We start from the raw sequence: 14,596 nt of genomic DNA on the forward strand, positions 1-14,596 counted from the left end.
CCCCCTCACCATCACGCTCACCCGCGCGAGCGGCGCTTTCCTTCGCATCTGCGCGCTGCCCTGGCTGCTGGCGTTGGCGGCCCTGCTGGCGCCTGCCCTTCCCGCAGCGGCGGTCGGCAACAGCCCATCGCTGATGCTGGCCAATGTCTACCGCCCCGGCATCGCGCTTCAGGAGTACTGGGTCAGTGAAAAACTCGACGGCGTGCGGGGTTACTGGGACGGAGAAAAGTTGCTGACTCGCGGCGGCGAACGCATCGCCGCGCCGGCCTGGTTCACCGCGGGCTGGCCCACGCAGCCCCTGGACGGCGAGTTGTGGGCCGGGCGAGGCCAATTCTCCAAGGCGGTCTCGACCGTGCGCCAGCAAACCCCTGACGACGCGGCGTGGCGCGCCCTGCGTTTCATGGTGTTCGACCTGCCCACCCAGGCCGGGACCTTCACCGAGCGGATCCCGGCCCTCCATGGGGTAGTCAGCCGCATCGACCAGCCCTGGGTGCAGGCGGTTGCGCAGTCCCGGGTGGCCAGCCATGCCGAACTCCAGCGCCTGCTGGCCAAAACCGTCCGGCTGGGCGGCGAAGGGCTGATGCTGCACCGCGGCGCCTCGCTCTACCAGGGCCTGCGCAACGACGACCTGCTCAAGGTCAAGACGCATGAAGACGCGGAAGCCCGCGTGCTGGCCCACCGGCCGGGCCAGGGCAAACATGTGGCGGCCCTGGGCGCGCTGCTGGTCGAGACCGTGGGCGCGGACGGCCTGCCGGGCAAGCGCTTCAAGCTGGGCACCGGCTTCAGCGATGAACAGCGGCGCCACCCACCGCCCGTGGGCAGCATCGTCACCTACCGCTTTCGCGGCTTGAATGACAGCGGTGTGCCGCGCTTTGCGAGCTTCCTGCGGGTCCGGGAGGACATGGCACCGGCACGGCCCTGAATGCCGCTGCCGGCGGCCGGCGAGCCGGTTTCGCGCTTTGCTTTGATTACTCTTTCACGCAGTCAGCGTAATAGTGCTTCTTGCCTGCGGCGTCTTCGATTTCGACCAGGCCGTGGATGTCGGTCTCGAAACCCGGGCACTGCGCGTTGAACTCGCGTGAGAACTTCAGGTAGTCAACAATCTTCTTGTTGAACACTTCGCCGGGAATCAGCAGCGGAATGCCGGGCGGATAGGGCGTCACCAGTCCCACCGTGATGCGGCCCTCGAGCTTGTCGATCTCGACCCGTTCGGTCTTGTGCAGGGCGATGTGCGCGTAGGCGTCGCTGGGCTTCATGGCCGGCGTCAGGTCGCTCAGGTACATGTCGGTGGTCAGGCGCGCGATGTCGTACTTGGCGTAAAGCGCGTGGATGTGCTGGCACAGGTCGGCCAGGCCCATTTTTTCGTAACGCGGGTACTTCTGGCAGAACTCCGGCAGGATGCGCCACATCGGCTGGTTCTTGGCGTAGTCGTCCTTGAACTGCTGCAGCGCCGTCAGCATGCTGTTCCAGCGCCCCTTGGTGATGCCGATGGTGAACATGATGAAAAAGCTGTAGAGACCGGTCTTCTCCACCACCACGCCGTGCTCGGCCAGGAACTTGGTCACGATGCTGGCCGGAATGCCGGTTTTGGCGAACTTGCCATTCAGGTCCATGCCCGGCGTCACGACGGTGGACTTGATCGGGTCCAGCATGTTGAAGCCGGTCGCCATCTTGCCGAAGCCGTGCCAGTTGACGCCGGCCTTGGCATTCTTGGACTCGCCCTTGATGATCCAGTCATCCGAGCGGCCGATGCCCTCGTCCACCAGCTTCTCGGGGCCCCAGACCTTGAACCACCAGTCGTCGCCGTATTCCTCATCGACCTTGCGCATCGCGCGGCGGAAGTCCAGCGCCTCGGCAATGCTTTCCTCGACCAGCGCGGTGCCGCCGGGTGGCTCCATCATGGCCGCGGCCACGTCGCAGCTGGCGATGATGCTGTACTGCGGGCTGGTGCTGGTGTGCATCAGGTAGGCCTCGTTGAAGAGGTGCCTGTCGAGCTTGACGGTCTGCGAGTCCTGCACCAGCACGTGGCTGGCCTGGCTGATGCCGGCCAGCAGCTTGTGGATGGACTGCGTGGCATACACCATGGCCTGCTTGGGCCGCGCGCGTTTTTTTCCCATCGCGTGGTAGCTGCCGTAAAACGGATGAAAAGCCGCATGCGGTAACCAGGCTTCGTCGAAATGCAGGTTCTCGACATACCCGTCGAGCATGCCCTTGATGGTTTCGGTGTTGTACAGCACGCCGTCGTAGGTGGACTGGGTGATGGTGAGCACCCGCGGCTTGACCTTCTTGGCATCCACACCCTTGAGCAGCGGGTTGGCCTTGATCTTGGCCTGGATGGAAGCCTGCTCGAACTCTTCCTTCGGAATCGGTCCGATGATGCCGAAGTGGTTGCGCGTCGGTTTCAGGAACACCGGAATCGAGCCGGTCATGATGATCGCGTGCAGGATGGACTTGTGGCAGTTGCGGTCCACCACCACCACGTCGCCGGGCGCCACGGTGTGGTGCCAGACCATCTTGTTCGAGGTGGACGTGCCATTGGTCACGAAAAAGCAGTGGTCGGCATTGAAGATGCGGGCGGCATTGCGCTCCGAGGCACCCACCGGGCCGTCGTGGTCCAGCAGCTGGCCGAGTTCCTCGACCGCATTGCAGACGTCGGCGCGCAGCATGTTCTCGCCAAAAAACTGGTGGAACATCTGCCCGACCGGGCTCTTCAGAAAGGCCACGCCGCCGGAATGCCCGGGGCAGTGCCAGGAGTAGGAGCCGTCCTCGGCGTAATCGAGCAGCGCCTTGAAAAACGGCGGCTGCACGCCCTCGAGGTAACTCTTGGCCTCGCGAATGATGTGGCGCGCCACAAACTCGGGCGTGTCCTCGAACATGTGGATGAAACCATGCAGTTCGCGCAGGATGTCGTTGGGGATGTGGCGCGAGGTCTTGGTTTCACCATAAACGTAGATCGGCACATCCAGGTTCTTGCGCCGCACTTCCTCGATGAAGTGGCGCAGGTTCACCACCGCGGGGTCCAGATCCGGCCCGGGCGTGAACTCTTCGTCGTCAATCGACAGAATGAAGGCGCTGGCACGGCTTTGCTGCTGCGCAAACTGCGACAGGTCACCGTAGCTGGTCACGCCCAGCACCTCAAAACCCTCGGTTTCTATGGCTTGCGCCAGCGCGCGAATGCCCAGCCCGGAGGTGTTTTCGGAGCGGAAGTCTTCGTCAATGATGACGATGGGAAAGCGGAATTTCATCAAAAGGCCTTTGCCTGGAGCTGCCAAAAAAAACGAATCAGGGCCGAAGTGTAAGGATATTTGCGGCCAGCGGCGCCCGCTTGGCCTTTCCGGTCGGGTTTAAGAACTTGTTCTATGCTTGCCGGGGAGATTTGTGGCCCAGAATGTGGCTTTTAGGAAACGAAGGAAACGCAACATGGCAACCCTGTCCGATTCGACGATTTGGTGGCTGCTGGCCGGTGCCGCCGTGGCGCTGGAACTGGTCACAGGGACGTTTTACCTGCTGATGCTGGCCGTTGGCATGACGGCGGCGGCCCTGGCCGCCCATCTGGGTGCCTCCGTCATGCTGCAGATTGTGGTCGCGGCCGTGGTCGGCGGCGGCGCCGTGGTGGCCTGGCACTGGAAACGCAGCCAGAGCCCCAGGCCCGCCCAGGCCAACGCCAACCGCGATGTGCAGATGGACATCGGCGAGACCGTGCATGTGCAGCAGTGGAATGACGATGCCACAGCCACCGTGAAATACCGCGGCGCCCAATGGACGGTGGAGCTCGCCGACCATGATGCGGCGCCCCAGCCCGGCCTCTTCAAGGTCAGGAAACTGAACGGCAATCGCCTGGTGGTCGGCAAACTGTGAGACAGTGCACGGTCTGATGCCGGGCGGCTGATGCTGCCCCCTATTTTTTGTTTTTTTACGGAGAACCTCATGGAAATTGCACTCGTCATCCTGGTGATTGCCGTCATTTTTATCGCGCGCAGCATCAAGGTCGTGCCCCAACAGAACTCATGGGTTGTCGAGCGCCTGGGCAAATACAACGCCAGCCTGACACCGGGGCTCAATTTCCTGATCCCCTTCATTGACCGTGTGGCCTACAAGCATTCGCTCAAGGAAATCCCGCTCGACGTTCCCAGCCAGGTCTGCATCACACGCGACAACACCCAGCTTCAGGTTGACGGCATCCTGTATTTCCAGGTCACCGACCCGATGCGCGCCAGCTACGGCTCGTCCAACTACATCGTGGCCGTCACCCAGCTTGCGCAGACCTCGCTGCGCAGCGTGATCGGCAAGCTCGAACTCGACAAAACCTTTGAAGAGCGCGACATCATCAATGCCCAGGTCGTGGCCGCCATCGACGAGGCCGCGCTGAACTGGGGTGTCAAGGTGCTGCGTTACGAGATCAAGGACCTGACGCCGCCCAAGGAAATCCTGCATGCCATGCAGTCGCAGATCACCGCCGAACGTGAAAAACGCGCGCTGATTGCCGCCTCCGAAGGCCGCCGCCAGGAACAGATCAACATCGCCACCGGTGAACGCGAGGCCTTCATCGCACGCTCCGAAGGCGAAAAACTCGCCGCCATCAACAATGCGCAGGGTGAAGCCGCCGCGATCACCGCCGTGGCAGACGCCACCGCCCAGGCCATCGAACGTATTGCCGCCTCGATCCGCCAGCCTGGCGGTGAAATGGCCGTGCAGCTCAAGGTTGCCGAAAAGGCCGTGGAAGCCTACTCCCGCGTCGCGGCTGACGCCAAGACCACGCTGATTGTTCCCAGCAACATGACCGAAGTCTCGACCCTGATCACCTCGGCCATGGCCATGGTGCAGTCCACCCGGGCCGCCTGATCAGCATCCGCTGAAGGCAAACGCATGAGCGCCATGAACGTCCTCGGCACGGAGCTGGTCCCCTGTTCCTACGACCCGCTGACCGGTTATTTCCGCGACGGCTGCTGCAACACCGACGAGTCCGACCAGGGCTCGCACCTCGTCTGCGTCAAGGTGAGCAACGACTTTCTGGCGTTTTCAGCCGCAAAAGGCAACGACCTGGTGACACCGCGGCCGGAGTACCGCTTTGCCGGGCTCAAGCCCGGCGACCGGTGGTGCCTGTGCGCCAACCGCTGGCGCGAGGCACTGGAAGCCGGCTTTGCGCCACCCGTGATTCTGGAGTCCACCCACTTCAAGGCTCTGGAGTTCGTGACACGCGCGCAACTGGAAAAACACCGTTTTCACAGCGCGCTTCACTGATCAACGCCATCTTCCGTCCCGCGCACTGCTACAATGTGAGGCTTCGCGGAAAGGTGGATGAGCGGTTTAAGTCACACGCCTGGAAAGCGTGCGTGGGGTTATACCCACCGCGGGTTCGAATCCCGCCCTTTCCGCCAAAAGTATAATTGCCGTGAGTTTTCCACACGGCAGTGAAAACTCCTGAAAGCCCGGCTTGTCCGGGCTTTTTTGTGTCTGCTATTTTTGTGTCCTCCATGGAGGGGCAGGCCTTACCGCCTCAGCGCGGCAATACCCCTCCTGGCGACGAACGGCGGCGCGGCACCGCGCGCGTCTTCCCGCGCGCGCCATTCAAGAGCAAAAAAAAAGCCACCTCGCGGTGGCTTTTTTGCTGAGGGCCGGAAAACTTATTCCAGAGCCGTTTTCTTGCCGTCCTTGTAGGTGTACAAGGTGATGGACGGGTTCTTCAGTTCGCCGTTAGGCAGGAACTCGATGGTGGTGGTCACGCCCTTGAAGCTGGTTTTGATCAACTCGGGGATGTAGACCTTCGGCTCGCTCGAGTTGGCGCGTTTCATCGCGTCGACCAGAACGAAGGTCGCGTCATAGGTGTACGGGCTGTAGACCTGGAACTGGTTCGGGTACTTCTCGTCGTAGCGCTTCTTCCACTCGACACCGCCAGGCATCTTGGCCAGCGATGCGCCGCCTTCGGCACAAACCACGTTGCTCAGGGTCTTGGCGCCAGCAGCGAGTTTGGCGATCTCGGAGGTGCAGATGCCGTCGCCGCCGAAGTACTTGACCTTGCTCATGCCGAGCTGCTCCATCTGGCGCAGCATGGGGCCGGCCTGGGGATCCATGCCGCCGTAGAAAATGGCGTCAGGGCCTTTGGCCTTGATGGCGGTCAGGATGGCCATGAAGTCCGTGGCCTTGTCGGTGGTGAACTGCTCGTCAACCACGGTCATGCCTTTTTCCTTGGCAGTCTTCTTGAAAATGTCGGCAACACCCTGGCCGTAAGCGGAACGGTCGTCGATGACGGCCACTTTCTTCAGCTTGAGCGTGTCGGCGGCGTAAAACGCCAGACCGGCGCCCAGGGCCAGATCGTTGGCAATGATGCGGTAGGTGGTGTTGTAGCCTGGCTTGGTCAGGTCAGGGTTGGTGGCGGCACCGGTGACATGAGGGATGCCGCAGTCGTTGTAGACCTTGGAGGCAGGAATGGTCGTGCCCGAGTTGAGGTGACCAACCACGCCGGCGACTTTGGAGTCGCACAGTTTTTGTGCGGCAGCCGTGCCCTGTTTCGGATCAGCAGCATCATCTTCAGCGACGATTTCGAAGGTGGCCTTCTTGCCGCCGATCATGACGCCCTGTTTGTTCAGGTCCTCAATGGCCATGCGGACGCCATTTTCATTGTCTTTGCCGTAATGGGCCTGCGCGCCGGAAGTCGGGGCGACGTGGCCGATCTTGACAACGAGCGTATCACCGGCGGGTGCGGGAGCCGCAGCGACCGGGGCAGCAGGTGCAGGTGCAGTGGCGGCCGGCGCAGCTTCTTCTTTTTTGCCGCAGGCAACAACCAACATGGCGGCCAAAGCGACCGCAGTCCATTTCATTTGCATAAATACACTCCAATTATTAAATTACCGTTAATGGTTGAGAACTGATTTTTTTACTCAACAGCCACGAACATAACGCAATTTCCGCGCCCGCACCATAGCAAGCAGCCCTAGTGTTGCGCTGTCGAGGCTGAGAAAGAAACGAAATTGATCTGCTATTAGCGAATCTAATAAAACGCGAGAACCCGCCCCGTCACCGACGGTAACGCTGGGCTGCCCGGCATGATCAGCCGCCCGCAAAAATGCCGGCCGCCGTAGGCAACAGGCCATCCAAAAGCAGCTTCTTCAGGTATTTTTCACGCCCCTGAACAAGCCACCCGCATGAAAAGGGGAAGCCAGGGACGCGGCAGTTTCAGGGTTTGTCCAGCAGCTGGCTGGCCAGTTCCTGCTCAAAGGCCTGGTTGACCGACTGCCGCACGACGATCTCGATTTCGTCCCTGAGGCTGGGCGCCAGTGCCTGGGTGTGCTCCAGCACCAGACGGCCCACGGTCTCGCGCAGCAGCCGGTCCAGCGTCAAATCGACGCGCTGCATCACGCGATGCACCATCTGCTCCTGAAAGTGCTGCATGTCCATTGCCGCGGGAGCGGTCCGGCCCCCGGGCGTGGTGGCCTGGGGTTGAACCACTTCCGTCAGCGTGGGCACAAACCGGGGTGGCGGGCGGTTCATGCTGCACCCGCGCTGGCCAGGTCGTGCCGCTTCATGGCATAACCGCGGTCGGCGTAATGCTTCCAGCGGCTGCGGGCGGCCGCGCGGTCTTCATCTGCCAGGGTGACCAGTTCGATGAACCGCTCGAAACGCTCAAACCCGACCGGCACCTGATGCCCGAGATTGACCAGCACCTCATGGTGGGGACAGGCCTCCAGCGACCCGGCCAGCACCACCGGCGTCACAGACAGGGTGGACGGAACGGCGCTCAGGTGGCAATGCGGCACAAATTCCAGCGGGGAAAAGGTCCACAGCAACTGGTCGAGCCGGTCCAGCATGTCCGGCTCGGCCGTCACCACCACGCGCGCCCCGCTGCCCCAGGCCTTGCGCAGCAGCCGGCAGCTGTAGGTCAGCTTGTCCGGCACGTTGAAATGAAAAGCAACTTCCGTCATGCGCGTGACCGGGCCCCCGCCTTGGGGGTCCGGGTTTTGGCTGGGGCCCTGGCCGGCTGAACCTGGCTCAGCAAAAAGTCGACCAGCAGGGGCACGGGCCGGCCGGTTGCGCCTTTGGCTGCACCGCTTTTCCAGGCCGTGCCGGCGATGTCCAGGTGGGCCCAGGGGAACTTGCCGGCAAAACGCTGCAGAAACTTGGCCGCGGTGATGGCGCCGCCGGCACGTCCGGCAACGTTGGCCACGTCCGCAAAATGGGTTTTCAGGCCATCGGCGTATTCGTCGTCGAGCGGCATGCGCCAGCACAGATCGAGCGAGCTGTCGCCGGCTGCAGCCAGGGCCTGGGCCAGCGCGTCGTCACTGGAGAACATGCCGCTGCGCACGCCACCCAGCGCAATCACGCAGGCGCCGGTCAGGGTGGCAATGTCCACCACGGCGCGCGGCTTCAGGCGTTCGGCATACGTCAGCGCATCACACAGCACCAGCCGGCCTTCAGCGTCGGTGTTGAGGATCTCGATGGTCTGCCCGCTCATGCTGGTCACCACATCGCCGGGCTTGATGGCGCGGCCGTCGGGCATGTTTTCGCAGGCCGGAATCAGACCCACCACATTGAGCGCGGGCTGCAGCTCGGCCAGCGCGCGGAAGGTACCGAGCACGCTGGCTGCGCCGCCCATGTCGTATTTCATCTCGTCCATCTCGGCGGCAGGCTTGATGGAGATGCCGCCGGTGTCGAAGGTGATGCCCTTGCCGATCAGCACCACCGGCGCCTCGGCTTTCGCGCCGCCGTCATAACGCAGCACGATGAAACGCAGGGGTTCTTCCGAGCCCTGGGCGACGGCCATGAAGGAACCCATGCCGAGTTTGGCGACCTCTTTGGGGCCGAGCACCTCCACCTTGATCCCGGGCAGTTTCCCGAGGTCCCTGGCGGCCTGGGCCAGCATCGTCGGCGTCGCGTGGTTGGCCGGCCGGTTGGCCCACTCCTTGGCGAGTGCGAGCCCCTTGGCCAGCCCGACGCCCTTGTCGAATCCGGCACGGCTGCCCGGCAGCGAGGCGACGGCCACCAGCACCTGTTTGAGTTTTTGTTCGACCGGCTTCGATTTGGTGGTGCTATACAGGTAGGTGGCATCGGCGCAGGCCAGCACGGCGGCTCGCACGGTCTCCTGACCGGCCTGCGGCAGTGCGCAAAGACTGAGCAGCACACGCCGCGCATTGGTGTTTTTCAGGGCAACCATCGCTGCATGCACCGCCGTCCGGATACTTTTGGCGCTGCCGTCGCCAGCCCCCGCCAGCAGCACCCGCGTGGCCGCCACGCCCTCGGGCCGGTAGGCGCTGAGCAGCTTGCCGGCCTTGTTTTCAAAGTCCCCCGCCTTCAGGGCCAGCGTCACCATTTTCGACACCGCGTCGGTTCCGGCGCCCGTCTCGCCGGCCACCAGCACAATCAAGGCATCACATTTCTCGGCGCAAATTCGGGCGGGGGTCAGGGTTTTGAGTTCAAAGTCCATAATCGGGGGGTTAGGCGTCGCAAGCGCAGTTGTCGGTTGTTGTTAAGGGCAAGTTTCAGTCAATGTTATTCCAATCCTCGATCCGCAAAGAGCTGGCGCGCAGTTTTGGGGCCACCCTTGTGGTTTTGATGACCATTGTGATCACCATCATCCTGATCCGCACGCTCGGGCAGGCCTCGCGCGGCAGTGTCAACCCGCAGGACGTGATGCTGGTCATGGGTTACTCGGCCCTGGGCCGCATGCCGATCATCCTGACGCTGTCCCTGTTTGTGGCCATGGTCAGCACCCTTTCACGCATGTACCGCGACAGCGAGATGGTCGTCTGGTTTGTCAGCGGCCGCGGTCTGGGCTTTTTTCTTGTCCCGCTGTTCCGCTTCGCCTGGCCGGTGCTGCTGGTGATCACGCTGATGTCGGTGTTTGTCTGGCCCTGGTCCAACCTGCAGACCCAGGAGGTGCGGGACCGGTACGAGCAGCGCGGGGACCTGCAGCGGGTCTCGCCCGGCCAGTTCCAGGAATCGTCCAGCGGCAACCGGGTCTTTTTCATCGACCGCGACACCAGCGGGGAAAAAGTCAGCAACAACGTCTTCATCGCCTCGACCGAAAAGGGCAAGAACTCGGTGACCACCGCCAGTTCCGGCCGCATCGAAACGGTCGGCAAGGACCAGATGCTGCTGCTCGACAACGGCCAGCGGCTTGAAAGCGAGATCGGCAAGTCGGCCCTGAAGATCACCGAGTTTGCGCAATACGGCAGCAAGGCCGGCGACAGCCCGCTGATCAATGGGGCCAACATCCCCGAAAAATCCAAGTCCACCCGCGAACTGATGAAATCGCCCACGCGGACCAACCAGGGCGAACTGGCCTGGCGCCTGGGCATGGCGCTGGCTGCCATCAATTTTGTCGTGATAGCGCTGGCACTGTCCAGCGTCAACCCGCGCGCCGGGCGCAGCGGCAACCTGATCTTTGTGCTGTTCACCTTTGTCGTTTATCACAACCTGCTGAACCTGGGCCAGAGCTGGATCAGCGTGGGCTCGGCCAATTTCGCCGGCTTCGTGCTGGCACTGCACGGCGGCGCGCTGCTGCTGGCGCTGGGCTGGCTGTCCAAGCGCCACCTCAACTGGACCTTCAAGGGCGCCATGAGCCGGGAGCGCAAGCGACAGGCCAGCCGGCAGGCGGGCAAGGTGGCCGCATGAAAACCATCCGCCGCCTGATTTACGGGGAGGTGCTGGCCTCCATTGCTTTTGTGGCTGTCGGATTTCTGGCGCTGTTTTTCTTTTTCGACCTGGTCGATGAGCTGCAGTACCTGGGCAAAAATGCGGCGGGCGCCGTCAGTTCCGACGCCAACACCTACCAGATCCGGCATGCGCTGCTGTATGTGGCGCTGCTGATCCCCAGCCACCTGTACGAGCTGGTGCCGATCTCGGTGCTGATCGGCACCATTTTCGTGATGGCCCGGCTGGCGCAGAGTTCGGAATACACCATCTTGCGCACCAGCGGCCTGGAACCCTGGCGCGCGCTGCGCCTGCTGCTGACCCTGGGGGCGATTTTCGTCGTGCTCTGTTTCGCCATCGGCGACTACGTGGCCCCGGCCGCAGACCGTGCCGCCCAGTTGCTCAAGGCGCGTTACCAGGGCCGCATCACCATCGGCCAGACCGGGGCGTGGCTCAAGGAAAAACAGGCCTACAACAGCTACGTGGTCAACGTCGGCGCCCTGTCGGCCGACAACGAGATGCAGGCCGTGCGGGTTTTCGAGTTCGACAACAAGGGCCTGCTGGTGTCCATCACACAATCGGCCATCGCCCGGTTTGGGTCCGACGATTCCTGGCAACTCGAAAACGGCACCCGGACCGAATTCACCGTGCAGCCGGGGCAGGCTGCGGGCAACGGCGCCGGGCGTGACACGGCCAAAATCAGCATCAACAAGATCGCCCAGTTCCGCTGGCCCACCGGCATCAGCGCGGAGATGGTCTCGGTTGCCGTGCTCAAGCCGGAACGCATGAGTACGATCGACCTGTTCGCCTACATCCGCCACCTCAACGCCAATGGTCAGACCGCCCAGCGTTACGAAATCGAGTTCTGGAAAAAGGTGTTTTACCCGCTGAGCTGCCTGGTGATGGTGGTGCTGGCCCTGCCCTTCGCCTACCTGCACTTTCGCAGCGGCGGCATCGCCGGTTATGTGTTCGGCGGCGTGATGATCGGCATCAGCTTTTTCCTGCTCAACAACGTGTTTGGCTACATCGGCAACCTGCAGAACTGGCAACCCTGGCTGGCGGCCGCTGCGCCCGGCCTGCTCTACACCGCCATTTCTCTGGGCGCCTTCGGCTGGCTGGTCCTGAGACGCTGATGGCCAGGCAAGGCATTATCCTGTTTGCGCACGGCTCGCGCGACCCTCTCTGGCGCCTGCCCATCGAGGCGGTGGCCGAGGCGATCCGTGCGCGCGACCCCGACGCCCTGGTCAGCTGCGCCTACCTCGAGTTGTGCACGCCGGACCTGGCCCAGGCTGCTACTGATTTGATAGCTTCGGGCGCACGCAGGATCAAGGTTTTCCCTCTTTTTCTCGGTGTCGGAAAACACGCGCGGGAAGACCTGCCGCTGTTGCTGGCACAAGTTCGTGCCTTGCACCCGGAGGTGGCGGTGGCCCTGATGCCGACGGCCGGCGAGCACCCCCAGCTGACCGCGCTGATGGCTGATATCGCCCTGTCCTGAACCAGGGGCACGAGGATTCGCCGCTGTCGTTTTTTTAAGCGTTGCCCAATAGTTCTTAGGTTCAAACGGGCATAATAAAGCGAATAATTAGCAAGAATCGGATATGAATCTTCACCAATTTCGCTTTGTCCAGGAAGCCGTCCGGCGCAACCTGAACCTCACCGAAACCGCACGCATCCTGCACACTTCGCAGCCCGGGGTGTCCAAGGCCATCATCGAACTCGAGGAAGAACTGGGTGTGGAAGTTTTTGCCCGCCACGGCAAACGCCTCAAACGCGTGACCGAACCGGGCGAACACGTGCTCAAAAGCATAGACATCATCATGCGCGAGGTCGGCAACCTGCGGCGTATCGGCGAGCAGTTTTCCGCGCAGGACAGCGGCACCCTGTCCATCGCGACCACCCACACCCAGGCCCGTTATGTGCTGCCGCAGCCGGTGGCCAAGCTGCGTGAGGCGTTTCCCAAGGTCAACGTCAGCCTGCACCAGGGCTCGCCCGACCAGGTGGCGCGCATGCTGATCGACGAGGTGGCCGAGATCGGCATTGCCACCGAGTCGCTGGCGCACTACGAAGAGCTGGTCACACTGCCCTGCTACGAATGGCAGCACATGCTGGTGTTGCCGCTGGACCACCCGCTGGCCAAACAGGACAACATCACGCTCGAAGACCTGGCCGAGCAGCCGCTGATCACCTACCACCCCTCGTTCACCGGGCGCACCAAGATCGACCAGGCCTTTGCCGCCAAACACCTGCATCCGCGCATTGCGCTCGAAGCGATCGACTCCGACGTGATCAAGACCTATGTGCGCCTCGGCCTGGGAGTCGGCATTGTGGCCGAGATGGCGCTCAAGGACGACGGCACCAACACCGACCTGGTCGCCTTGCCGGCCGGCCAGCTGTTCGGCGTGAACGTGGCGCGTGTCGCCTTCAAGCGCAGTGTCTACCTGCGCAACTTTGTCTACAAGTTTGCCGAACTGCTCAATGACAAGCTCGACCGCGCCCAGATCACCCGGGCCATGAGCAGCCGCCACGGCGACTTCGAACTCTAAAAACCCTTCCTCCAGCACCCAACCATCCCCATGACAACCATGCCTTCTGCCAGCGAACGCACGCCAGAGATACAGACCAAACTGCCCGCCGTGGGCACCACCATCTTCACGGTGATGTCAGCGCTGGCCCTCGAAAAAAACGCGGTCAACCTGGGCCAGGGTTTTCCGGACTTTGACTGCGACCCCAAGCTGGTTGGTGCCGTCAACGATGCCATGACCCGCGGCCTGAACCAGTACCCGCCCATGCCCGGCGTGCCGGTGCTGCGCGAGGCGATTGCCGCCAAGATGCAGCAGCTGCACGGCCGCAGCTACAACCCGGCCACCGAAATCACGGTGACGGCCGGCGCCACGCAGGCCATCATCACCGCGGTACTGGCGGTGGTGCACCCCGGTGATGAAGTCATCGTGCTCGAGCCCTGTTACGACAGCTACGTGCCCAACATCGAGCTGGCCGGCGGCGTTCCCGTGCGCGTGCCCCTGACACCCGGCACCTTCCGCCCCGACTTCGACAAGATCTCCGCCGCCATCACCCCCAGGACGCGCGCGATCATCATCAACTCGCCGCACAACCCCAGCGCCACCGTCTGGACCCGCGAGGACATGCTGCGCCTGCAGGAGATCCTGGCGCCCACCGACGTGCTGTTGATCAGCGACGAGGTGTATGAACACATGGTGTTCGACGCCGCGCAGGGCCGCGCGCACGAAAGCGCCGCGCGTTTCCCCGGCCTGGCCGCGCGTGCCTTCATCGTCAGCAGCTTCGGCAAGACCTACCATGTGACCGGCTGGAAGATCGGTTATGTGGCGGCCCCCGCTTCGCTGACAACCGAGTTCCGCAAGGTGCACCAGTTCAATGTATTCACCGTCAACACGCCGATGCAATACGGCCTGGCGAGCTACATGCAGGATGCGCGCCCCTACCTCGACCTTCCGGCGTTTTACCAGCGCAAGCGCGACCTGTTCCGTGCCGGCCTGGCGAAAACCCGCTTCAAGCTGCTGCCCAGCGAAGGCACCTATTTCCAGTGTGTGGACATCTCGCAAGTCAGCGACCTCGGTGAAGCCGATTTCTGCAAATGGCTGACCACCGAGATCGGCGTTGCCGCGATTCCTCTGTCGGCGTTTTACGGCAACGGCTTCGACCAGCGCGTCGTGCGTTTCTGTTTTGCCAAGAAGGACGAGACGCTCAACAGTGCGCTGGAGCGGCTGGCCAAGCTGTAACTTGCTATCCTATTGGTAGCTATTGGCGCACTACCCATAAGGGCTGGAGGCCGATTTCATCAGTGAAGTCGGTTTATGAAGGGGTTTGACACATTTGCGGCATCACGCTGCGCCTGCGGTCTGCTGCAGACAGTAGGACGAACTCCCCACTCCCACTCCCACTCCCACTCCCACTCCCACTCCCACTCCCACTCCCACTCCCACTCCCACTC

Annotated in this window: 14 protein-coding genes and 1 tRNA gene; 10 read left to right on the forward strand and 5 right to left on the reverse strand. The window is 62.6% G+C overall.

The window, feature by feature from the left end; all coding sequences use genetic code 11:
- Positions 1-46: 46 nt before the first annotated feature.
- On the forward strand, positions 47-922 hold the full coding sequence (locus B7G52_RS21900) for a DNA ligase (protein ID WP_371329056.1): 876 nt from the start codon (positions 47-49) through the stop codon (positions 920-922).
- Positions 923-968: 46 nt separating this feature from the next.
- Here the strand turns inward: B7G52_RS21900 and B7G52_RS21905 are convergent, their stop codons facing one another.
- Positions 969-3,245, reverse strand: a complete 2,277-nt coding sequence (locus B7G52_RS21905; RefSeq protein ID WP_096699787.1) for an arginine/lysine/ornithine decarboxylase — start codon at positions 3,243-3,245, stop codon at positions 969-971.
- Between the two features lie 175 nt (positions 3,246-3,420).
- Here B7G52_RS21905 and B7G52_RS21910 point away from each other — a divergent pair, with 175 nt between their 5' ends.
- The 4 genes from B7G52_RS21910 (at position 3,421) to B7G52_RS21925 (ending at position 5,378) form a co-directional block, all read left to right on the forward strand.
- Positions 3,421-3,858: an NfeD family protein gene (locus B7G52_RS21910; RefSeq protein ID WP_371329055.1), complete on the forward strand. Its 438-nt coding sequence runs from the start codon at positions 3,421-3,423 to the stop codon at positions 3,856-3,858.
- A gap of 69 nt (positions 3,859-3,927) precedes the next feature.
- Positions 3,928-4,842, forward strand: coding sequence for an SPFH domain-containing protein (locus B7G52_RS21915; RefSeq protein ID WP_096699798.1), 915 nt, complete (start codon positions 3,928-3,930; stop codon positions 4,840-4,842).
- 24 nt (positions 4,843-4,866) lie between these two features.
- Entirely contained in the window at positions 4,867-5,241 is a 375-nt protein-coding gene (locus tag B7G52_RS21920) for a DUF2237 family protein (RefSeq protein ID WP_096699788.1), read from the forward strand.
- Positions 5,242-5,288: 47 nt separating this feature from the next.
- Positions 5,289-5,378: transfer RNA gene (locus B7G52_RS21925), tRNA-Ser, on the forward strand.
- 246 nt (positions 5,379-5,624) lie between these two features.
- On the opposite strand, the gene B7G52_RS21930 is transcribed toward B7G52_RS21925, so the two are convergent.
- The 4 genes from B7G52_RS21930 to B7G52_RS21945 all read right to left on the reverse strand — a co-directional run bounded on the left by B7G52_RS21930 (position 5,625) and on the right by B7G52_RS21945 (position 9,418).
- Positions 5,625-6,824 carry a branched-chain amino acid ABC transporter substrate-binding protein gene (locus B7G52_RS21930; RefSeq protein WP_096699789.1) on the reverse strand — a complete coding sequence of 400 codons (1,200 nt, stop codon included), beginning with the start codon at positions 6,822-6,824 and terminating at the stop codon, positions 5,625-5,627.
- Between the two features lie 349 nt (positions 6,825-7,173).
- Entirely contained in the window at positions 7,174-7,488 is a 315-nt protein-coding gene (locus tag B7G52_RS21935; RefSeq protein WP_096662229.1) for a hypothetical protein, read from the reverse strand.
- Positions 7,485-7,919: a DNA polymerase III subunit chi gene (locus B7G52_RS21940; RefSeq protein WP_096699790.1), complete on the reverse strand. Its 435-nt coding sequence runs from the start codon at positions 7,917-7,919 to the stop codon at positions 7,485-7,487. The genes B7G52_RS21935 and B7G52_RS21940 overlap by 4 nt, the downstream gene beginning before the upstream one ends.
- On the reverse strand, positions 7,916-9,418 hold the full coding sequence (locus B7G52_RS21945; RefSeq protein ID WP_096699791.1) for a leucyl aminopeptidase: 1,503 nt from the start codon (positions 9,416-9,418) through the stop codon (positions 7,916-7,918). The genes B7G52_RS21940 and B7G52_RS21945 overlap by 4 nt, the downstream gene beginning before the upstream one ends.
- Before the next feature lie 62 nt (positions 9,419-9,480).
- On the opposite strand from B7G52_RS21945, the gene lptF reads away from it, so the two are divergent.
- The 5 genes from lptF (at position 9,481) to B7G52_RS21970 (ending at position 14,384) form a co-directional block, all read left to right on the forward strand.
- Positions 9,481-10,608, forward strand: a complete 1,128-nt coding sequence (gene lptF / locus B7G52_RS21950) for an LPS export ABC transporter permease LptF (protein WP_096699792.1) — start codon at positions 9,481-9,483, stop codon at positions 10,606-10,608.
- The gene (gene lptG, locus B7G52_RS21955; protein WP_096699793.1) at positions 10,605-11,759 is read left to right on the forward strand and encodes an LPS export ABC transporter permease LptG; all 1,155 of its coding nucleotides are present in this window, start codon (positions 10,605-10,607) and stop codon (positions 11,757-11,759) included. The genes lptF and lptG overlap by 4 nt, the downstream gene beginning before the upstream one ends.
- Positions 11,759-12,121, forward strand: a complete 363-nt coding sequence (locus B7G52_RS21960) for a sirohydrochlorin chelatase (RefSeq protein ID WP_096699794.1) — start codon at positions 11,759-11,761, stop codon at positions 12,119-12,121. The genes lptG and B7G52_RS21960 overlap by 1 nt, the downstream gene beginning before the upstream one ends.
- Before the next feature lie 103 nt (positions 12,122-12,224).
- Complete coding sequence (locus B7G52_RS21965; protein WP_096699795.1) at positions 12,225-13,169, forward strand: CysB family HTH-type transcriptional regulator; 945 nt, start codon at positions 12,225-12,227, stop codon at positions 13,167-13,169.
- A gap of 39 nt (positions 13,170-13,208) precedes the next feature.
- The gene (locus B7G52_RS21970) at positions 13,209-14,384 is read left to right on the forward strand and encodes a pyridoxal phosphate-dependent aminotransferase (protein ID WP_096699799.1); all 1,176 of its coding nucleotides are present in this window, start codon (positions 13,209-13,211) and stop codon (positions 14,382-14,384) included.
- Positions 14,385-14,596 lie beyond the last annotated feature (212 nt).

This window comes from Polaromonas sp. AER18D-145 (assembly GCF_002379095.1).
In the GTDB taxonomy this organism is placed as follows: domain Bacteria; phylum Pseudomonadota; class Gammaproteobacteria; order Burkholderiales; family Burkholderiaceae_C; genus Polaromonas.

Bases quoted from the DNA above. Each gene is read 5' to 3' on its own strand.
- B7G52_RS21960 (WP_096699794.1), top strand. From the start codon at position 11,759: ATGGCCAGGCAAGGCATTATCCTGTTTGCGCACGGCTCGCGCGACCCT.
- B7G52_RS21965 (WP_096699795.1), top strand. From the start codon at position 12,225: ATGAATCTTCACCAATTTCGCTTTGTCCAGGAAGCCGTCCGGCGCAAC.
- B7G52_RS21930 (WP_096699789.1), bottom strand. From the start codon at position 6,824: ATGCAAATGAAATGGACTGCGGTCGCTTTGGCCGCCATGTTGGTTGTT.
- lptF (WP_096699792.1), top strand. From the start codon at position 9,481: ATGTTATTCCAATCCTCGATCCGCAAAGAGCTGGCGCGCAGTTTTGGG.
- B7G52_RS21970 (WP_096699799.1), top strand. From the start codon at position 13,209: ATGCCTTCTGCCAGCGAACGCACGCCAGAGATACAGACCAAACTGCCC.
- B7G52_RS21940 (WP_096699790.1), bottom strand. From the start codon at position 7,919: ATGACGGAAGTTGCTTTTCATTTCAACGTGCCGGACAAGCTGACCTAC.
- B7G52_RS21910 (WP_371329055.1), top strand. From the start codon at position 3,421: ATGGCAACCCTGTCCGATTCGACGATTTGGTGGCTGCTGGCCGGTGCC.
- B7G52_RS21915 (WP_096699798.1), top strand. From the start codon at position 3,928: ATGGAAATTGCACTCGTCATCCTGGTGATTGCCGTCATTTTTATCGCG.
- lptG (WP_096699793.1), top strand. From the start codon at position 10,605: ATGAAAACCATCCGCCGCCTGATTTACGGGGAGGTGCTGGCCTCCATT.
- B7G52_RS21935 (WP_096662229.1), bottom strand. From the start codon at position 7,488: ATGAACCGCCCGCCACCCCGGTTTGTGCCCACGCTGACGGAAGTGGTT.
- B7G52_RS21905 (WP_096699787.1), bottom strand. From the start codon at position 3,245: ATGAAATTCCGCTTTCCCATCGTCATCATTGACGAAGACTTCCGCTCC.
- B7G52_RS21945 (WP_096699791.1), bottom strand. From the start codon at position 9,418: ATGGACTTTGAACTCAAAACCCTGACCCCCGCCCGAATTTGCGCCGAG.
- B7G52_RS21920 (WP_096699788.1), top strand. From the start codon at position 4,867: ATGAGCGCCATGAACGTCCTCGGCACGGAGCTGGTCCCCTGTTCCTAC.